Origin of the sequence: Variovorax sp. PBS-H4 (genome assembly GCF_901827205.1) — a bacterium.
Taxonomy (GTDB): Bacteria; Pseudomonadota; Gammaproteobacteria; order Burkholderiales; family Burkholderiaceae_C; genus Variovorax.
The window spans coordinates 2587770-2604559 of record NZ_LR594675.1; the positions used below are offsets into that span (position 1 = coordinate 2587770).

At 67.8% G+C, this 16790-nt stretch carries 21 protein-coding genes; 7 read left to right on the forward strand and 14 right to left on the reverse strand.

Going from position 1 to position 16790, the window contains the following annotated elements; all coding sequences use genetic code 11:
- Positions 1 to 19: 19 nt before the first annotated feature.
- Positions 20 to 664 (reverse strand): cation transporter, encoded by a 645-nt coding sequence (locus E5CHR_RS12230; protein WP_162579932.1) that lies wholly within the window; start codon positions 662 to 664, stop codon positions 20 to 22.
- A gap of 55 nt (positions 665 to 719) precedes the next feature.
- Here E5CHR_RS12230 and E5CHR_RS12235 point away from each other — a divergent pair, with 55 nt between their 5' ends.
- On the forward strand, positions 720 to 1193 hold the full coding sequence (locus E5CHR_RS12235) for a Cd(II)/Pb(II)-responsive transcriptional regulator (protein ID WP_162579933.1): 474 nt from the start codon (positions 720 to 722) through the stop codon (positions 1191 to 1193).
- A gap of 20 nt (positions 1194 to 1213) precedes the next feature.
- Here E5CHR_RS12235 and E5CHR_RS12240 read toward each other — a convergent pair whose 3' ends face one another.
- The 8 genes from E5CHR_RS12240 to E5CHR_RS12275 form a co-directional block, all read right to left on the reverse strand.
- Entirely contained in the window at positions 1214 to 2218 is a 1005-nt protein-coding gene (locus E5CHR_RS12240; RefSeq protein WP_232062046.1) for a glycerophosphodiester phosphodiesterase, read from the reverse strand.
- A 161-nt stretch (positions 2219 to 2379) separates the two neighbouring features.
- Positions 2380 to 2961, reverse strand: coding sequence for a DUF1439 domain-containing protein (locus tag E5CHR_RS12245; RefSeq protein WP_162579935.1), 582 nt, complete (start codon positions 2959 to 2961; stop codon positions 2380 to 2382).
- A 30-nt stretch (positions 2962 to 2991) separates the two neighbouring features.
- Complete coding sequence (locus E5CHR_RS12250; protein WP_162579936.1) at positions 2992 to 3777, reverse strand: amino acid ABC transporter ATP-binding protein; 786 nt, start codon at positions 3775 to 3777, stop codon at positions 2992 to 2994.
- Positions 3761 to 4414, reverse strand: coding sequence for an amino acid ABC transporter permease (locus E5CHR_RS12255; RefSeq protein ID WP_162579937.1), 654 nt, complete (start codon positions 4412 to 4414; stop codon positions 3761 to 3763). Before E5CHR_RS12255 ends, E5CHR_RS12250 begins: the two co-directional genes overlap by 17 nt.
- A gap of 9 nt (positions 4415 to 4423) precedes the next feature.
- The gene (locus E5CHR_RS12260; protein ID WP_162579938.1) at positions 4424 to 5086 is read right to left on the reverse strand and encodes an amino acid ABC transporter permease; all 663 of its coding nucleotides are present in this window, start codon (positions 5084 to 5086) and stop codon (positions 4424 to 4426) included.
- Positions 5087 to 5094: 8 nt separating this feature from the next.
- Positions 5095 to 5886 carry a transporter substrate-binding domain-containing protein gene (locus E5CHR_RS12265; RefSeq protein WP_162579939.1) on the reverse strand — a complete coding sequence of 264 codons (792 nt, stop codon included), beginning with the start codon at positions 5884 to 5886 and terminating at the stop codon, positions 5095 to 5097.
- A gap of 107 nt (positions 5887 to 5993) precedes the next feature.
- Positions 5994 to 6962 (reverse strand): Bug family tripartite tricarboxylate transporter substrate binding protein, encoded by a 969-nt coding sequence (locus tag E5CHR_RS12270; protein WP_162579940.1) that lies wholly within the window; start codon positions 6960 to 6962, stop codon positions 5994 to 5996.
- Positions 6963 to 7004: 42 nt separating this feature from the next.
- On the reverse strand, positions 7005 to 7445 hold the full coding sequence (locus E5CHR_RS12275; RefSeq protein ID WP_162579941.1) for an OsmC family protein: 441 nt from the start codon (positions 7443 to 7445) through the stop codon (positions 7005 to 7007).
- Between the two features lie 189 nt (positions 7446 to 7634).
- On the opposite strand from E5CHR_RS12275, the gene E5CHR_RS12280 reads away from it, so the two are divergent.
- Complete coding sequence (locus tag E5CHR_RS12280) at positions 7635 to 9326, forward strand: long-chain fatty acid--CoA ligase (protein WP_162579942.1); 1692 nt, start codon at positions 7635 to 7637, stop codon at positions 9324 to 9326.
- A gap of 22 nt (positions 9327 to 9348) precedes the next feature.
- Here E5CHR_RS12280 and E5CHR_RS12285 read toward each other — a convergent pair whose 3' ends face one another.
- The 4 genes from E5CHR_RS12285 to E5CHR_RS12300 form a co-directional block, all read right to left on the reverse strand.
- Positions 9349 to 9738, reverse strand: a complete 390-nt coding sequence (locus E5CHR_RS12285; RefSeq protein ID WP_162579943.1) for a lysozyme inhibitor LprI family protein — start codon at positions 9736 to 9738, stop codon at positions 9349 to 9351.
- Positions 9739 to 9851: 113 nt separating this feature from the next.
- Positions 9852 to 10274, reverse strand: coding sequence for a GNAT family acetyltransferase (locus tag E5CHR_RS12290; protein ID WP_162579944.1), 423 nt, complete (start codon positions 10272 to 10274; stop codon positions 9852 to 9854).
- A 66-nt stretch (positions 10275 to 10340) separates the two neighbouring features.
- The gene (locus E5CHR_RS12295) at positions 10341 to 10751 is read right to left on the reverse strand and encodes a VOC family protein (protein WP_162579946.1); all 411 of its coding nucleotides are present in this window, start codon (positions 10749 to 10751) and stop codon (positions 10341 to 10343) included.
- 19 nt (positions 10752 to 10770) lie between these two features.
- On the reverse strand, positions 10771 to 12114 hold the full coding sequence (locus E5CHR_RS12300; protein ID WP_162579948.1) for an NAD(P)/FAD-dependent oxidoreductase: 1344 nt from the start codon (positions 12112 to 12114) through the stop codon (positions 10771 to 10773).
- A 138-nt stretch (positions 12115 to 12252) separates the two neighbouring features.
- Between E5CHR_RS12300 and egtB the strand changes: the two genes are divergently transcribed.
- From egtB to E5CHR_RS12325, 5 genes are all read left to right on the forward strand, one after another.
- Entirely contained in the window at positions 12253 to 13506 is a 1254-nt protein-coding gene (gene egtB, locus E5CHR_RS12305; RefSeq protein WP_162579949.1) for an ergothioneine biosynthesis protein EgtB, read from the forward strand.
- Complete coding sequence (egtD, locus tag E5CHR_RS12310) at positions 13503 to 14489, forward strand: L-histidine N(alpha)-methyltransferase (protein ID WP_162579950.1); 987 nt, start codon at positions 13503 to 13505, stop codon at positions 14487 to 14489. The genes egtB and egtD overlap by 4 nt, the downstream gene beginning before the upstream one ends.
- Before the next feature lie 36 nt (positions 14490 to 14525).
- Positions 14526 to 14807: a DUF427 domain-containing protein gene (locus tag E5CHR_RS12315; protein ID WP_162579952.1), complete on the forward strand. Its 282-nt coding sequence runs from the start codon at positions 14526 to 14528 to the stop codon at positions 14805 to 14807.
- A complete protein-coding gene (locus E5CHR_RS12320; protein ID WP_162579954.1) occupies positions 14804 to 15547 on the forward strand; it encodes a 2OG-Fe dioxygenase family protein in 744 nt (247 codons plus the stop codon). The genes E5CHR_RS12315 and E5CHR_RS12320 overlap by 4 nt, the downstream gene beginning before the upstream one ends.
- A 108-nt stretch (positions 15548 to 15655) precedes the next feature.
- Positions 15656 to 16093 (forward strand): universal stress protein, encoded by a 438-nt coding sequence (locus E5CHR_RS12325; protein ID WP_068683349.1) that lies wholly within the window; start codon positions 15656 to 15658, stop codon positions 16091 to 16093.
- A 17-nt stretch (positions 16094 to 16110) separates the two neighbouring features.
- On the opposite strand, the gene E5CHR_RS12330 is transcribed toward E5CHR_RS12325, so the two are convergent.
- Positions 16111 to 16752, reverse strand: a complete 642-nt coding sequence (locus E5CHR_RS12330) for an RluA family pseudouridine synthase (protein ID WP_162579956.1) — start codon at positions 16750 to 16752, stop codon at positions 16111 to 16113.
- Positions 16753 to 16790: the final 38 nt, after the last annotated feature.

Below are 16790 nucleotides of genomic sequence, written 5' to 3' on the forward strand. Positions count from 1 at the left end.
GGAACCGTGTGCGGGCGTCTCAGGCGCGTTTCGTGTGCCCGGCGCCGGCGCGGCCCAACTCGCCGCGCGCCTGCCGCAGCACCGACCATCCGCCGCTGAGCGCGAGTGCCGACATCACCGCGGCCACCGCGAGATCGGGCCAGCCCGAACCGGTGCCGAACACGCCGAGAGCCGCCAGCATCACGGCCACGTTGCCGATCGCATCGTTGCGCGAGCACAACCAGACGCTGCGCATGTTGGCATCGCCCTCGCGGAAAGCGTAGAGCAGCACCGCGACCGCCACGTTCACCCCGAGGGCCAGGGTGCCCACGAGCCCCATGGTGAGCGCCTCGGGCGGGACACCCTGCATGGCCGACCACAGCGTCTTGCCGGCGACGAAGAGGCCGAAGCCGACCATGCTGAGGCCCTTGAGCACGGCCGCGCGCGCACGCCAGGCCAGGCCCATCGAGAGCACAGCCAGGGTCACGCCGTAGTTCGCCGCGTCGCCGAAGAAGTCGATGGCATCGGCGAGGAGAGAGACCGAGCCCGAACGGAAACCCGCGCCGATCTCGATCGCGAACATGGCCGCGTTGAGCGCCAGTGCGATCCACAGCACGCGACGGTAGCGCGGCGTGTCGGAGGCCGTGAGGTGTTCGTGGTCGTGTTCGCAGCAGCTTGCAGCCATGGTTTCTCCAGTGATGGCACTATTGGAAAGGTTGAAGTCACTGGAAGGTCAAGCCATGCCGCTCGCAAACCCGCCAGGGGAACAGGGTTACCGTATCGGCGAGGCCGCCGCAAGAAGCGGCCTGAGCGCCACCAACATCCGCTACTACGAAAAGGAAGGCCTCGTCGAGCCGCAGGCGCGCGGCGACAACAGCTACCGCTTCTACACCGACGCCGACGTGCATCGCCTGCGCTTCATCCGCCTGTGCCGTGCGATGGACATGTCGCTGGACGAGGTGCGCGCGCTGCTCGGCCTGGACCTGCGCAGCAAGGCGGATTGCGCCGCGGCGAGCGTGGCGCTCGATGCGCACCTCGGCCATGTGCGCGAGCGGCTGCGCGAGCTGCGTTCGCTCGAAAAAGACCTGATCGCGCTGCGCGACTGCTGCGACGGAAGCGATGCGCACTGCCACATCATCGAGGCGCTGCACGCGCGCGCCGATGCGCAGCCTGCTGGCGAGGCACCGGGGACGCGGGCCACGCGGCACGTCTAGCGTGGTCGCTTCCAGGGCGCTCAGGGCTTCGCAGCCGCCGGCAGCCCAAGCCCGCGCTCGCGCATCAGGTCGCGCAGCAGCGCGGGGTCGTCGGTGATGATGCCGTCCACCTGCCAGTCCATCAGCTTGGCCATGTCGGCGCGCTGGTTCACCGTCCAGGGCACCACCTGGAAGCCCAGCGCCTGCGCCTCCCGGACCTGTGCGGCCGTGAGGTCGTTGAAGGCGGGCGACCAGATCACCTTGCCCGGGCTCGTGCCGGCGGCGGCCTTCACCAGCCGCGGCGCCGAGCCGAAGTCCTGGAGCCGCAGGCCCGAAGTCCAGCGCGCGTCCCTGAGCGTGCGGGCAGTGGTGAGATAGGCGCGCTGCAACTGCGGCGCCCACTGGCCGACCAGTGCCAGCGTGCGCCAGTCGAAGCTCTGCACGGTCACCCGTGGCCCCACGTCTGCCTTGTCGATCTCCGCGAGGAGCGCGCGCACCATCTGTTCAGGTGCTGCGGTCTCGTCGGGGCGTGAGGGGTCGAGCTTGGTCTCGATGTTGAAGCGAACCTGCGTGGCGTTGCGCGCGCGCACCCGATCGAAAAGCGCGGCCAATGCCGGAATGCGTTCGCCGTCTCGCGGCACTTGCAGCGCGAACTGCTTGCCGTAGGGCGTCGTCGGGTCGATGCGACCGACATCGTAGGCCTGCAGTTGCGAGAACGTCAGGCTGTGGATCGCCGGACCCTTGGCAGCGAGGAAGGCGCCATTCGCGCCGCGCGTATGGTCGGGGTTGAGTACCGTGTCGTGCGAAATGACCACGACGCCGTCGGCCGTGAGTCCGATGTCGAGCTCGAGGGTGCTGACGCCGATGTCCATCGCGTTGTCGAAAGCGGCTAGCGTGTTTTCCGGTGCGAGCGCGCGGCCGCCACGGTGGGCCTGGAGGTCGAAGTCGCGCATCGCGCCTGGGCTCGCCGCAGAGCAGCCCGCGAGCCACAGTGCCGCAGCCAGCCACGCCGCGGGCAAGCGAAGCGAGGCTAGTTCGCGAAACACCGCGGAACCGGCTTTGCCGGGCCGCTGGTGTTGCCCCTGGTGAGGGGGCTGAAGGCCGCGGCTCCAAGCCTGCATGCGCAGGCTTGGACGGCCTGAAGGGCAAGGCCTCTGGCCGCAGCACGCAGGGCGGCTACACGAAGCGGGGCAACCTGGGGGAGAGCTCATCTCAATTCGACCTTGATGCCGTCTTGTTGCACTGTAATGTCACCGATCTCGTAGGTCTTGCGCCCTACGGTCAGCTCCTCGGCGGTGAAGGTGCGCAGCGGCTGACCGCGCAGCAGCTCCTGCGCGACCATTGCGCCGATCTGCTGCAGGCGCTCGGCGTCGCGCCCGGTCACGCCCTGCAGCTCGAGCCGCTCGGCCCTCGGCTGGTCGAGCCGCAATGCGCGCGCGGGAGCGTCGTACTTGAGCGCGCTGCTGACCGAGACCACGCCTTCGACGGTGGAAGGCCGAAGCAGTGGGCTGGCGATGCTGAGCACGGCTGTGATCGCGGCGCGGTTGGCCGCGGCGTCCAGGCCCAGTTGCGGGTCGCGAAGCGCGACGGTGAAGATGTCGGCGTAGCGCTGCTGCACCGGAAAGCGCTTCGCGATCTGCGCCTGAAGCTCTTCCCGACTCGCGGTGTACTCGCTGGTAAAGAAATTGAAGCCCGCCAGCGCGGCGAAGGGCGTGGGCGCTGCAACCGAGCCGAGCAGGGCGCGCAGAAGCAGGCGGCGGGACAGCGGCGGAAGAGAGCGGTACTGCATACCGCCAAGAGCTTGCCACAGCTCCTGAGTTCAGTCGTGAAGCGAGGAGAGGAACTGCTTCAGCTCAGGCGTCTGCGGATCGCCGAACAGTTTGGCCGGCGGGCCCATCTCGTGCACGCGGCCCTGGTGCATGAAGATCACGCGATCGCTGACCTTGCGCGCGAAGCTCATCTCGTGCGTGACCATCAGCAGCGTCATTCCTTCGTCGGCCAGCGACTCGACCACGCGCAGCACCTCGCCCACCAGCTCGGGGTCGAGCGCGGAAGTGATCTCGTCGCACAGCAGCACCGCGGGCTCCATCGCCAGTGCCCGCGCAATGGCCACGCGCTGCTGCTGCCCGCCTGAGAGCTCATCGGGCATGGCGTCGAACTTCTGCTCCAGGCCCACGCGCGTCAGCAGCCTGCGCGCCTGCGAGGCGGCTTCCGGGCGGCTGCGCTTCTTGACCAGCGTCGGCGCCAGCATCACGTTCCTGCCCACCGTGAGGTGCGGGAACAGATTGAAGCTCTGGAAGATCATGCCGACGTGCTGCCGCAGCTCGCGCATGGCCATCGCGCTTTCATGCAGCAGCGGCTTGCCGTCGACCGAGAGCGAGCCGTCCTGGAAGGCCTCGAGGCCGTTGATGCAGCGAAGCAGCGTGCTCTTGCCGGAGCCGCTCTTGCCGATGATGGCGATCACCTCGCCGCGCCTGACGTCGAGGTCGATGCCCTTCAGCACCTCGTTGCTGCCATAGGCCTTGCGCAGGGCGGTAATGCGGACGATGGGCGCGGCGCCCTTGGCAGTTGTGGCGGCGGGTAGAGCTTCAGCGATGAGCGCCACGGATTTTCCTTTCGAGGTTCTTGGCGTACAGGCTCACGGGAAAGCACAATGCGAAATAGAGCAGGGCCACGCAGCTGAAGACCACGAAGGGCTTGAATGTGGCGTTGGAGATCATGCTGCCCGCCTTGGTCAGCTCGACGAAGCCGATCACCGAGGCCAGCGCCGTGCCCTTGATCACCTGCACCAGGAAGCCGACGGTGGGCGCGATGGCAATGCGCTGGGCCTGGGGCAGGATCACATGGCGCATCTGCTCGCCGAAGCTCAGTGCCAGGCTGCCCGAGGCCTCCCACTGGCCCTTGGGGATGGCGGCCACGCAGCCGCGCCAGATCTCGGTGAGAAAGGCGCTGGTGTAGAGGGTGAGCGCGATCGAGGCAGCGGTCCAGGCCGACACCTCGACGCCCAGCAACGCAATCCCGAAGTAGGCGAGGAACAGCTGCATCAGCAGCGGCGTGCCCTGGAACAGCTGAACGTAGAAGCCGATCAGCCGATCGGCCAGTGGACCGGCCGACAGGCGCAGAAAGAGCAGCAAGCCGCCCACCAGCCCGCCGCCGACGAAGGCAATGAGCGACAGCGCCACCGTCCAGCGCAGGGCCAGCAGCAGATTGCGAAAAATGTCCCAGAAGGAGAACTCGACCACGAGGAAGCCCTATCTTCCGAAGAAGAACCTGGGCCCCGCCCAGTCGAGCAACCGCCGTGCCGCCACCGACAGTGCCAGGTAGATGGCGGTTGCGATGATGAAGGCCTCGAAGGCGCGGAAGTTGCGGCTCTGGATCAGGTTGGCCGCGTAGCTCAGCTCCTCGGTCGAGATCTGGCTGCACACGGCCGAGCCCAGCATCACGATGATGATCTGGCTCACCATCGCGGGCCAGACCTTCTTCAGCGCCGGCGGCAGCACCACACGCGTGAAGACCTGCACCTTGTTCAGCGCCAGGCTCACGGCGGCCTCGATCTGGCCGCGTGGCGTGGCCTCGATGCCGGCGCGGATGATTTCGCTCGCGTAAGCGCCGAGGTTCATCACCATCGCGATCACCGAGGCGGTCTCGGGCGAGAGCTTGAAGCCCGCGGCCGGCAGTCCGAAGAAGATGAAGAAGAGCTGCACGATGAAGGGCGTGTTGCGGATCAGCTCCACGTAGCTGCCGACCATCCAGCGCAGCCAGACCGGTCCGCTCGCGCGCGCCCAGGCGCAGGCGATGCCGACGGCCATGCCGATCAGCGTGGCGACGAGCGTGAGGCCGAGCGTCCACAGGACGCCCCTGGCCAGCAGCGGCCATTGGCCGAGCACGGCCCCGAAGTCGAATTCGATGCCCATCGCCGCGGTCAGAGCGGCAGCTCGCCGGCTTCCTTGCCGAGGAACTTCTTCGACATCGCGTCGATCGTGCCGTCCTTCTTGGCCGCCGCGATGATCTCGTTGACCTTGGCTTTCAGCGCATCCTCGCCCTTGGCGATACCGATGAAGCACGGGCTGTCCTTCAGCAGCAGCTTGTACTCGGCACCCAGTTGCGGGTTCTTCTGCATCATGTTGCCGGCCACGGCGGCGCTGGTGGCGATGGTCTGTGTCTGGCCGGCGACGAAGGCAGCAATGGTGGCGTTGTTGTCCTCGAAGCGCTTGTAGTCGACGTTGGCCGGCGCCACCTTGGCGAGCTCCTGGTCTTCCATCGCGCCGCGTGTCACAGCCACGCTCTTGCCGGCCATGTCGGCAAAGCTCTTGATGGCGAGGCCCTTGGACGCATACACGGCCTGGAAGAAGGGCGCGTAGGCGGCGCTGAAATCGATCACCTTCTCGCGCTCGGCGTTCTTGCCGAGCGTAGAGATCACGAGGTCGGCCTTCTTCGTCTGCAGGTAGGGGATGCGGTTGGCGCTGGTCACGGGCACCAACTCGGCCTTGACGCCCAGCTTGGCGGCGATGAGCTTTGCCATCTCCACATCCAGGCCCTGCGGCGCCATGTCGGGGCCGACGAAACCGTAGGGGGGGTAGTCGGTGGGGATGGCGACCTTGAGGGTCTTGGACTTCAGCACGTTGTCGAGCGCGCTCTGGGCTTGGGCTGCGCCTGCGGCGAGCAGGGCAGAGGTCGCGAGGCCGAGGGCAAGCAGGCGGTGGGAAAGCTTCATGGCGGGCTCCCGGGGAGCGGTGATGGACATGGGGCTTGCAGCCAGCAGCTTTCATGCCCGCTGGCCCGCCATACATGTGCACCAGAAGCGCGCACCCGCCTGCGGGATCAATCCATCCGGGCGCCCGAGGCCTTGACGGCCTTCTCCCAACGCGGCGTCTCGGCCGCGAGGAAGCGGGCGAAATCCTCGCTGCCGAGGTAGGCGGGATCGGCCCCCTGGCTGATCATGCGCTCGCGCACCTCCGGATTGCCCAGCACCTGCCGGAAGGCATCGGAGAGCTTCGCGACCACGTCCTTCGGCGTTCCGGTCGGTGCGAGGAAGCCATAGAAGCCCACCACGTCGAAGCCCTTGATGCCGCTCTCGATGACCGTCGGAATGTCGGGCAGGGCGGGGTTGCGCGTGGCGCTGGTGACGGCCAGCGCGCGCACCTTGCCCTGCTTGTGGTAGTTGGCCGCCTGCGGAATGGATTCGGCCATGAACTGCACCTGGCCGCCCATCAGGTCGGTAAAGGCCGGGGCGCTGCCGCGGTAGGGAATGTGGACCATGTAGAGGCCGGTCGCGGTCTTGAACATCTCGGGCACGAGGTGGCTGATGCCGCCGTTGCCGGCCGAGCCGTAGTTGATCTGGCCAGGTCGCGCCTTGGCATAGCGCACGAACTCCGGCAGGGTGTTGATGGGCAGCTTGGGCGTGACCAGGAGGGCGAGCGGCTGCATCGCAGTGCGCGCGATCGGCGTGAAGTCCCTCAGGGTGTTGTAGGGCAGCTTGTTGTAGAGCGCACCGTTGATCACGGCCACGCCGGTGTTCGCAAGCATCAGGGTGTAGCCGTCTGGGGGGCTCTTGGCCACCGCATCGGCGCCCACGGAGCCGCCGGCGCCGGGCTTGTAGTCGATCACCACAGGCTGTCCGAGCACGGCTTGGAGCTTGTCGCTCAGCAGGCGGGCGTGCTGGTCCAGCGGGCCGCCGGCAGGGAACCCGATCACGACCTTGATGGGCTTCTCGGGAAAGGCGGCCAGTGCCGCGGCCGAGGCCGCCAGGCACCAGGCCGCGACCAGCGTCTTCTTGGTATTGCCGTTCATGTCTGTCTCCTCGTTGGGAGGACGATCATAAACAGCGCAGTCTCAGGTCTTGAGCGTGGCCTCCAGCGTGATCTCGGGCACGCTCGCCAGCGCTTTCGACAGGGGACAGCCCGCCTTGGCGCCGGCGGCGAGCTCCTGGAACTTCGCCTCGTCGATGCCAGGGACCACGGCTTCCAGCTGGAGCTGGATACGGTCGATCTTGAAGCCAGGACCGTCCTTCGCCAAACGCACCGCGGCTGTGGTGTCGATGCGGGTCGCCGTGAAGCCCGCGCCTTCCAGGGCGAAGGCCAGGGCCATCGTGAGGCAGCCGGCATGCGCGGCGCCGAGGATCTCTTCGGGATTGGTGCCCGTGCGATCGTCTTCGAAGCGGCTCTTGAAGCCGTAGGGGTGGTCCTTGAGTGCGCCCGTCTCCGTGCTGATCTGGCCCTTGCCGGTCTTGCCGGCGCCTTCCCAGTGAACACTTGCGCGCTTGTCTGCTGCCATGAAAGCTCCTCGTCGGTGGTGGGATGATGGAGCAGCCGTTTTACGCCGGAACGCGCGCCATGTCTGTCGGCCGCCCGCGTGAGCGGAGCACCCCTGCGATGCAGAGTCACCGACGCGACCCGCTGGGGGCTTCCCCGATGCAACCGGCTGCCTTGGCAGCGTAGGCTTGCCCGTCCCAATGGAGCCCGTATGGATCGCCCGCACTACAAGTTCTGGCCGCAGCGCCTGCCCCGTTCGATCACCGTCCCGGCCACCTCGCTGTGGCACAACCTCGCCACGGCCGCCGAGCGCTTCCCGGACAAGACGGCGCTGGTTTTCTTCGGCCGAGCGACCACCTACCGTGAGCTCGCCGGGCAGGTCGAGCGGCTCGCGGGCACGCTGCACGCGCTGGGCGTGAAGCGCGGCGACCGCGTGGTGCTCGACATGCAGAACTGCCCGCAGTTGGTGATCGCGCATTTCGCCATCCTGCGCGCCAACGCGGTGGTGGTCCCGGTCAATCCGATGAACCGGGCCGAGGAGCTCAAGCACTACATCACCGATCCCGACGCCAAGGTGGCCATCACCACGGGCGACCTGGCGCCCGAGCTCGTCAAGGCCAGCGATGCGCTTGCGCCCGGCGAGCGCCTGGAGCACCTGATCGTCACGCAGTTCACCGATGCCTTCGATCCGGAAGCGCAGGGCGACGAAGCGCCGCCGCCGGCGTGGCGCGACTGGCTGCTCGCCCGCCACCCGCTGCCTTCGCTGGCCGATGGGCAGGTCATGGCCTGGACGGAGGCGCTTGCGGGAGGCCACGCGCCGCCCGTGCATTCGGTGGGTGCCAACGACATGGCGCTCCTGCCTTACACCAGCGGCACCACCGGACTGCCCAAAGGCTGCATCCATCACCACTCCAGCCTGATGCACAACGCCTACGCTTGCCAGCTGTGGGGCCTGTGTTCGTCGGAGACCGTGGTGCTGGCCGTGGTGCCGATGTTCCACATCACCGGCACGGTCAGCGTGCTGCACACCGTCATCATGAGCGCCGGCACGCTCGTGGTCATGCCGCGGTGGGACCGCGAGGTAGCCGGCCGGCTGATCTCGCGCCGCAAGGTCACGAGCTGGACGAACATCCCCACGATGGTGATCGACCTGCTGGGCAGCCCCAATTTCGCGAGCTTCGACCTCAGCAGCCTGGTCCACATCGGCGGCGGAGGCGCGGCGATGCCGCAGGCGGTGGCGCAGCGGCTCTACGAGCAGTACGGGCTCAAGTACGCCGAAGGCTACGGTCTCACCGAGACGGCCGCGCCTTCGCACACCAACCCCTTCGACAACCCCAAGCAGCAGTGCCTGGGCATCCCGTTCATGAGCACCGATGCGCGCGTGGTCGATCCTGACACGCTGAAGGAGATGCCGATCGGCGAATCGGGCGAGATCATCATCCACGGGCCGGAGGTGTTCCAGGGCTACTGGAAGCGCCCCGACGCCACCGATGCCGCCTTCGTGGAGTTCGAGGGCAAACGCTTCTTTCGGTCCGGCGACATGGGCCGGATGGACGAGGACGGCTACTTCTTCATCACCGACCGCCTCAAGCGAATGATCAACGCCAGCGGCTTCAAGGTCTGGCCGGCCGAGGTCGAGCTCCTGATGTTTCGCCACCCGGCGATCCAGGAGGCCTGCGTGATCTCCACCACCGATGCCTATCGCGGCGAGTCGGTCAAGGCCGTGGTGGTGCTGCGCCCGACTCACAAGGACACCACCGAGCAGGAGATCATCGACTGGTGCCGCGAGAACATGGCGGTTTACAAGATCCCGCGCGCGGTGCAGTTCGTCGACGTGCTGCCCAAGAGTGGCAGCGGCAAGGTCATGTGGCGGCTGCTGCAGGAGGCGGAGAACAAGGGCTGAGCCGCGACCCGAGCGGTGCGCCTCAAGCCTTGAGCCAATCCCTGAGCTGCTTCGTGCGCTGCTCCGTGTGCTCGATCTGGCAGCCGAGCGCGACGATGTCGCGCACCGTCCCGCCCGCCTTGAGCATGTACTTGGCCCTGCAGTCGTTGTCGCGGAACTGGACCCAGGCCCGCTGCGCCTGCTGCAGCAGCCTGCGGGCGCCAGCGTAGTCGATGGCATCGGCCTTGTCGGCAGGCTCGAGCGACTTCAGCAGTGTCTGGTAGGCGGCATTGAGTTCCCTGTCCTTGCGCTCCAGTGCCTGTTGTGCGCACTGATTGATCTCGGCCGTGTTGCGGGTCCTGCACGGCTCCTGGGCGAAGACGATGCCGGACATCAGGAGCAGGGCGGTGCCTAGGCAGGACAGCTTCTTCATTTTGAAACTCCGCGAACGCTGGGGGGCGGTGTTCGCATTCTGCGCCGCTCAGGCGTGGAATTCGAGCGCCGCCTCGATCCCCGCCGCAATGCCGAGTTTGCGCTCGCGCTGTATCAGGCGTCGGGGATGAGGCGCCGTCCCAGGCTGATCACGTCGTCCTGCGTATACCCGAGCCTGCGGTAGAAGGCGACGACCTCGGCATTGGACGAGCGCACGAGGAGGTTGATCTTCGGACAGCCGCGCTCCGTGAGCAAGCGTTCGGCCTCGTGCATGAGCGCGCGGCCGATAGCCATGCGCCGGTGCCCGGGCGAGACGGCGAGGTAGTACACCCAACCGCGGTGGCCGTCGAAGCCCGCCATTGCAGAACCAAGCAGCGCGCCTTCGTCGCCGATGGCGACCAGGAAGAGCTCGGGCTGTTCGCTGAGCTTGCGCTGGATGTCGCGGTGAGGGTCGTTCCACGGGCGCGTCAGGCCGCAGGCCTGCCAGAGCGCGATCACGCCGGCTTCGTCTGAGGGCTGGAAAGAGCGAATCTTCATCACGGAATGGGGGAGTCAGGAAGAAGCCGAGTCTCGCCCGACCATCGCTGCCGGAGGTGCCGCCCTTCAGATGGCACCAGGCGGACCCTTGAGCTCGATCACGTTGCCCTCGGGATCGTGCAGGTAGATGGAAGGCCCGCTGCCTTCCGCCCCGTAGCGCGCTTCCGTCGGCCCCGCCTCCACGCCGTGGGCCGCGAGATGGCTGCGTATCGCCGCTTCATCGAAGGGATCGACGCGAAGGCAGAAGTGGTCGAGGTTGCGGCCTTCCCGCCCCGGCGGCGCGCCACCGGCCCGGCCCAGCTCGCCATCGACGGGCACGAGATCGACCATCGAGCGCCCGGCGCGCAGCTGGATCAGGCCGATGGCGTCCTGCCGGCGCTCGACCGTGCAGCCGAGGACCTCGCAGTAGAAGCCGAGCATGGCATCGAGGTCGGCGACGCGCAGGACGATGTGGTCGATGTCGCGGATGTGGATCATGTCGTGTCGTGTCGTGTCGTCAAGCCTCGCCCTTGCCCTGCACATCGGCCACCACCCGCGCATGCCGCTGAAAGCTCCAGTAGGCGCTGGCCCAGTCCATCAGCACCACGATGCGGTTGCGGAAGCCGATCAGGAAATAGGCATGCGCAAACAACCAGAACAGCCAGGCGAGGCGGCCCGAGAAGCGCAGCGGCCCCATCGGCGTGCCCAGGTCGACCACTGCCGAGTTGCGCCCGATGGTGGCGAGGTTGCCGTAGTCGCGGTAGCGAAAGGGGACTGTTTTCTTGCCCGCGATGCGGCGCAGGATGTTCGCCGCAGCCGCGCGGCCCGCCTGCTTGGCGCCGGGGGAGACGCCGGGCACCGGCACGGGCTCCTTGCCGGGCCGGTAGCTCATGGCAGCCGCCAGATCGCCGACGACGCTGATCTCGGGATGGGCCGGCAGGCTGAGGTCGGGCAGCACCTTCACGCGGCCGGCGCGGTCGCATTCGGCGCCTGTGGTCTCGGCCAGCAATCGGCCGAGCGGCGAGGCGGCCACGCCGGCTGCCCAGATCACGCAATGGCAGGCAATGCGATGGGTGCCGGTGCCGGCGCCGCCATCGCTGAACGGTGACTGCACCTCGAGCCCATCGGGCAAGACGGCCGTGACGCGGGCATTGAGGCGCACCTGCACGCCAAGCTTCTGCAATTGTTCGAGTGCCCGCTGGCTCAGGACCTCGGGCATGGCCTGCAGCACGCGGGGTCCGCCCTCGATCAGCAGCACCTCGGCCGTGCGTGGATCGATGTGGCGAAATTCGCCGCTGAGCGTGTGGCGCGCGATCTCGGCCAGGGTGCCTGCCATCTCGACGCCGGTGGGTCCGGCGCCGATCACCGCGAAGGTGAGCAGGGCGCGCCGGCGCGCCGGGTCGGTTTCGACCTCGGCGGCCTCGAAGCTCATGAGGATCCGGCGCCGGATCTCGAAGGCGTCGGCCAGGGTCTTGAGGCCCGGGGCCATGCGCGACCAGCCGTCGTGGCCGAAGTAGCTGTGGGTCGCGCCGGCGGCCACGATCAGGTGGTCATAGGGCAGGCGGGTGCCGTCGGCCAGATGCACCGCGCGTTCGCCGGGCTCGATGCGCGTCGCCTCGCCCAGCAGGGTGGTGATGTTGGGCTGATGGCGGAACAGCAGGCGCACCGGCGCGGCGATGGAGGGCGCGGCCAGCCCGGCGGTGGCCACCTGGTAGAGGAGGGGCTGGAACAGATGGTGGTTGGTCTTGTCGACGATGGTGATGTCGACGCTCGCCTGCTGCAGCTTGCGCGCTGCCTCGAGTCCGCCGAAGCCGCAGCCGATGATCACGATTCGGGGGCGGGTGGGGGAGGGCGTGCTCATCCGCCGGATGATACGCAGGCGCCGTGCACGCTCTGGCGGCTTGTGCCAAAGTGTCGCGTTCGACGGACCGCGCGAACTTGTCCTACGGCGCGGGCGCCCATGCATGGGCTAAAACCTTCGTCCAACAATGGAGACCCCATGAAGCTCACCCGGCCGGCCACGCCCGCGGCGGACGACCTGCGCGAACGCTTCCAGGCGGTGCGTGCGCAGAGCCTCGCGCTGGCAGCACCGCTCTCGGCCGAAGACCAGTGCATTCAGTCGATGCCCGACGCCAGCCCGACCAAGTGGCACCTGGCGCACACCACCTGGTTCTTCGAGACCGTGCTGCTGCAGCCGCATGTTGACGGTTATCGCGTGTTCGATGCCGCGTTCGCCTATCTCTTCAATTCCTACTACGAGGCGCTGGGGCCGCGCCATCCGCGCCCGCAGCGCGGGTTGCTGACGCGGCCTTCGCTCGAGCAGGTGCACGCCTATCGACACCATGTGGACGAAGCGGTGCACGCGCTGCTCGCACGTGGCGACGGTGCGGCCGAATGGGACGCGATCGCGGCGATCGTCGAGCTCGGCCTGAACCACGAGCAGCAGCACCAGGAGTTGATCCTCACCGACATCCTGCATGCGCTGTCGTGCAATCCCTTGCTGCCGGCCTACCGTGCGACGCCCGCGCCTGCATTGCGGCTGGCCTCGGTGGCACCTGCGATGCGCTGGCTTCCGCAGCCGGGCGGCATGGTCGAGGTCGGTCATGCCGGCAGCGGCTTCTGCTTCGACAACGAGACGCCGCGCCACGCTGCGCTGCTGCAGCCCTACGCGATCGCGGACCGCCTGGTGAACTGCGGCGAGTACGCGCAGTTCATTGCCGATGGCGGCTACCAGCGCCCCGAGCTGTGGCTTTCCGATGGCTGGGCCGCGGTGCAGGCGCAGGGTTGGCGTCATCCTGCGTACTGGCTCGCTGCCGACGATCCGCGCCTGGCCGGCCACGGCACGACCGCGGAGTGGCAGGTCTTTGGCCTCCAGGGCGTGCGGCCGATGGAGCCGGAGGCGCCGGTCTCGCAGCTGAGCTTCTACGAAGCCGCGGCTTATGCCGAATGGGCCGGGGCGCGCCTGCCGACCGAGTTCGAGTGGGAGGCTGCGCACGATGCACCCGGCATTTCGCAGATGAGCGGTCAGGTGTGGCAATGGACACGCTCCTCCTACGACCCTTATCCGGGCTTTCGCCCGCTGTCCGGCGTGGCCGCCGAATACAACGGCAAGTTCATGGTTGGCCAGCTGGTGCTGCGCGGCGGCAGCGTCGCCACGCCCGTGGGCCATGCACGGCCCACCTATCGCAACTTCTTCCCGCCGGCCGCGCGCTGGCAGTTCTCGGGGCTACGGCTCGCCAAGGATTCGCGATGAGTATTCCTGCCATCAGCCTGCATGCATTCCGCAGCGCACAGCGGGCTGCGCCGCTCTCCGATTTCGGCCGTGAGCTGTTCGAGGGGCTGAGCCGCAGCCCGCGCAGCATTTCGCCGAAGTTCTTCTACGACGCTGCCGGCTCGCAGCTCTTCGACCGTATCTGCGAGCTGCCCGAGTACTACCCGACGCGCACCGAGATGCGCATCCTCACCGAGTGCGCGCCCGAGATCGCTGCCCAGATCGGCCCCCATGCCGAGGTCGTCGAGTTCGGCGCGGGCTCGCTCACCAAGGTGCGCCTGCTGCTCGATGCGCTGCAGGCGCCGCGCCGCTACGTGCCGATCGACATCTCGGGCGAGCACCTCGAGGGTGCCGCGCAGCGCCTGCGGGCCGACTACCCACACCTGGGGGTACAGCCCTTGGTGGCCGACTACACCATGCCGCTGGTGCTGCCGGCACGCAGCGAAGGCATGGGCCAGCGCGTGGGCTTCTTTCCCGGCTCGACGCTCGGCAACTTCAGCCCCGAGGAGGCGCTCGCGTTCCTGCAGCTCGCGCAGCGCCTGCTGCGCGGCGGCGGCCTGCTGGTGGGCGTGGACCTGGTCAAGGATCCGGCGCGGCTGCACGCGGCCTACAACGACGCGCAGGGCGTGACGGCGGCCTTCAACCTCAACCTGCTGGGCCGCGCCAACCGCGAGCTCGACACCGACTTCGACCTGGATGGCTTCTCGCATGCGGCCTTCTACAACGCGCCGCTGCGCCGCATCGAAATGCACCTGGTGAGCCGGCGCAAACAAACCGTGACGCTCGACGGCCAGCGCTTCCAGTTCGAGGAGGGCGAGACCATCCACACCGAGAACTCGTACAAGTTCACCGTCGATGGCCTGCAGGCGCTGGCGCTGAAGGCCGGGCTCAGGCCGACGGCGGTGTGGACCGATCCCGAGCGCCTTTTCAGCGTGCACTGGCTGCAGTCGCCCGCGGCACAATAGCTCCGTCCCGCGATCGGCGGGGTCTTGGAGATCTGGATGAAAGCAACCTGGAACGGCGTCACCATCGCCGAGAGCGACGACACCGTGCTCGTCGAAGGCAACCACTATTTTCCGGCGAGCGCGCTCAATCGCGACTACGTCAGCTTCAGCAATCACAAGAGCACCTGCCCGTGGAAGGGCACGGCCAGCTACTACTCGCTGCTGGTCAACGGCGAGCTCAATACCGACGCCGTCTGGTACTACGCCGACCCCAAGCCCGAGGCCGAGATGGTGCGCGACCGCGTCGCCTTTTGGAAGGGCGTGAAGGTCGGCGAGTGAGCGCGGGGGTATTCGACCCGCCGTTCACTCCCGTAGACCGTCTCGTCCCGGCGCTGCGCCAGGACGGCTACGTGGTGCTGAGCCCGCAGGGCGTGTCTGAATGGCTGGGCTGCGCGCTCGCGCAGCTCGAGCCGCTGCACGCCGACTGGAACCATCTTCCACTCGACGAATACCTGAAGGACGGCGGCCGCTACCGCACCCGGCGCCACGCGTGCTTCACGGTCGAGAACGCCATCATCGAGCAGGTGCCGCATCGCGCGCACTGGCAGCCGGTCGAGTACAACGCGCTGCACGGCGGCATGCAGCGCTGGTTCGCGCCGATGGAGGCCGGCACGCTGGTGCAGCCCGCATGGCAGGGGCTGATCAAGGGCCTGGCCGAGGTGGCGAATGGCCTGCGCGGCAGGCAGCGCTGGTACGTGGAGGCGCACCAGTTCCGCATCGATACCGCCGAGGGCATCGGCCGGCCGACGCCCGAGGGCGCGCACCGCGACGGCGTCGACCTGGTGGCGGTGGCGCTGGTCGGGCGCCACAACATCAAGGGTGGCGAGACACGCGTGTTCGAGGCCGCGGGCCGGCGCGGCGAGCGCTTCACGATGACCGAGCCGTGGACCCTGATGCTGATCGACGATGCACGCGTGATCCATGAATCGACGCCGATCCAGCCCGTGGTGGAGAGCCAGCCCGGCTGGCGCGACACGCTGGTCGTGACCTGCCGCGCAGGCGCGTTCCAGGGCGATTGAGCCTCGCCCTGCCGGGCCGTAGAAGTCCTACAGCCCGGCTTCCTGCCTGGATGTACATTCAAGACCCGGTTCGGCTGAGAGCCATCACGTGAACAAACGAGGTTTGCCATGTTCAATCACATCCTGGTTCCGATCGACGGCTCCGAAACATCGATGCTCGCGGTGAGCAAGGCCAGCGGGCTCGCGTTGGCTTTCGGCAGCCGCATCACCCTGATCCACGTGGTCGACAATTATCCCTTCATCGGCGTCGGTGCCGACTACGCGCTGGGCCAGAACGAATACCTTGCAGCCGCGACCAGCAGCGCCAATGCAGCACTCGCGCGCGGCGTCGCGGCGTTGGCCGCCGAAGGCCTGCACAGCGACCAGCGCGTGATCGACGGCCATGTGGTCCATGAAGGCATCGTCGACACTGCGGAGGCGATCGGGGCCGACTTGATCGTGATGGGCTCGCACGGGCGCTCGGGCATCGAGAAGCTGCTGCTGGGCAGCGTGACACAGCGCGTGCTGCAGGACGCCAAGGTGCCGGTGCTCGTCGTGAAGGGCTGAAAGGACCAGGGGTCCGATCAGACGAAAGGCGGCGGGCTCTCGAAACGCAGCACCTTTCCATCGACGGGGTGGGCAAATTCGAGTTCGCTCGCATGCAGCAGCAGGCGGTCTGCGCGCCGCTGCACTTCCTCGCTGCCATAGAGCGCATCGCCGAGGATCGGATGGCCGATCGACAGCAGGTGCACGCGCAATTGATGGCTGCGGCCTGTCAGCGGCGCGAGGCACACGTGGCTTGCATGGCGATCAGGCAGCAGCCGCTTGACGCGCCAACGCGTGCTGCTCGGCTTGCCGTTCAACACATCGACCTTCTGCCGCGGGCGGTGGGGCCAGTCGGCGATGAGCGGGGCGTCGATCAGCGACCACGCGTCGGTCGCGGGCAGCAGTCCATCCACGATCGCTTCGTAGCCCTTGTGCACGCGCCGCTGCGCGAAGGCATCGCCGAGCGCGCGCTGCATCGCAGGGCTTCGCGCCATGAGCACCAGGCCGCTGGTGGCCATGTCGAGCCGGTGCACCACGAGCGCATCGGGCCAGCGCGCCTGCGCGCGGGCGCTCAGGCAGTCCTGCTTGTCTTCGCCGCGACCCGGCACGCACAGGAGGCCGGCCGGCTTGTCGAGCACCAGCAGGTGGGCGTCTTCATGGATCACGATGAGCGAGGACATGGCCGAGCGAGTCTATGAGCCTTCGGGCCTCGGCTATC

Coding starts and splice junctions, on each gene's coding strand:
- E5CHR_RS12230 (WP_162579932.1), bottom strand. CDS start 664: ATGGCTGCAAGCTGCTGCGAACACGACCACGAACACCTCACGGCCTCC.
- E5CHR_RS12235 (WP_162579933.1), top strand. CDS start 720: ATGCCGCTCGCAAACCCGCCAGGGGAACAGGGTTACCGTATCGGCGAG.
- E5CHR_RS12245 (WP_162579935.1), bottom strand. CDS start 2,961: ATGCAGTACCGCTCTCTTCCGCCGCTGTCCCGCCGCCTGCTTCTGCGC.
- E5CHR_RS12260 (WP_162579938.1), bottom strand. CDS start 5,086: ATGGGCATCGAATTCGACTTCGGGGCCGTGCTCGGCCAATGGCCGCTG.
- E5CHR_RS12265 (WP_162579939.1), bottom strand. CDS start 5,886: ATGAAGCTTTCCCACCGCCTGCTTGCCCTCGGCCTCGCGACCTCTGCC.
- E5CHR_RS12270 (WP_162579940.1), bottom strand. CDS start 6,962: ATGAACGGCAATACCAAGAAGACGCTGGTCGCGGCCTGGTGCCTGGCG.
- E5CHR_RS12275 (WP_162579941.1), bottom strand. CDS start 7,445: ATGGCAGCAGACAAGCGCGCAAGTGTTCACTGGGAAGGCGCCGGCAAG.
- E5CHR_RS12280 (WP_162579942.1), top strand. CDS start 7,635: ATGGATCGCCCGCACTACAAGTTCTGGCCGCAGCGCCTGCCCCGTTCG.
- E5CHR_RS12285 (WP_162579943.1), bottom strand. CDS start 9,738: ATGAAGAAGCTGTCCTGCCTAGGCACCGCCCTGCTCCTGATGTCCGGC.
- E5CHR_RS12290 (WP_162579944.1), bottom strand. CDS start 10,274: ATGAAGATTCGCTCTTTCCAGCCCTCAGACGAAGCCGGCGTGATCGCG.
- E5CHR_RS12295 (WP_162579946.1), bottom strand. CDS start 10,751: ATGATCCACATCCGCGACATCGACCACATCGTCCTGCGCGTCGCCGAC.
- E5CHR_RS12300 (WP_162579948.1), bottom strand. CDS start 12,114: ATGAGCACGCCCTCCCCCACCCGCCCCCGAATCGTGATCATCGGCTGC.
- egtB (WP_162579949.1), top strand. CDS start 12,253: ATGAAGCTCACCCGGCCGGCCACGCCCGCGGCGGACGACCTGCGCGAA.
- egtD (WP_162579950.1), top strand. CDS start 13,503: ATGAGTATTCCTGCCATCAGCCTGCATGCATTCCGCAGCGCACAGCGG.
- E5CHR_RS12315 (WP_162579952.1), top strand. CDS start 14,526: ATGAAAGCAACCTGGAACGGCGTCACCATCGCCGAGAGCGACGACACC.
- E5CHR_RS12325 (WP_068683349.1), top strand. CDS start 15,656: ATGTTCAATCACATCCTGGTTCCGATCGACGGCTCCGAAACATCGATG.
- E5CHR_RS12330 (WP_162579956.1), bottom strand. CDS start 16,752: ATGTCCTCGCTCATCGTGATCCATGAAGACGCCCACCTGCTGGTGCTC.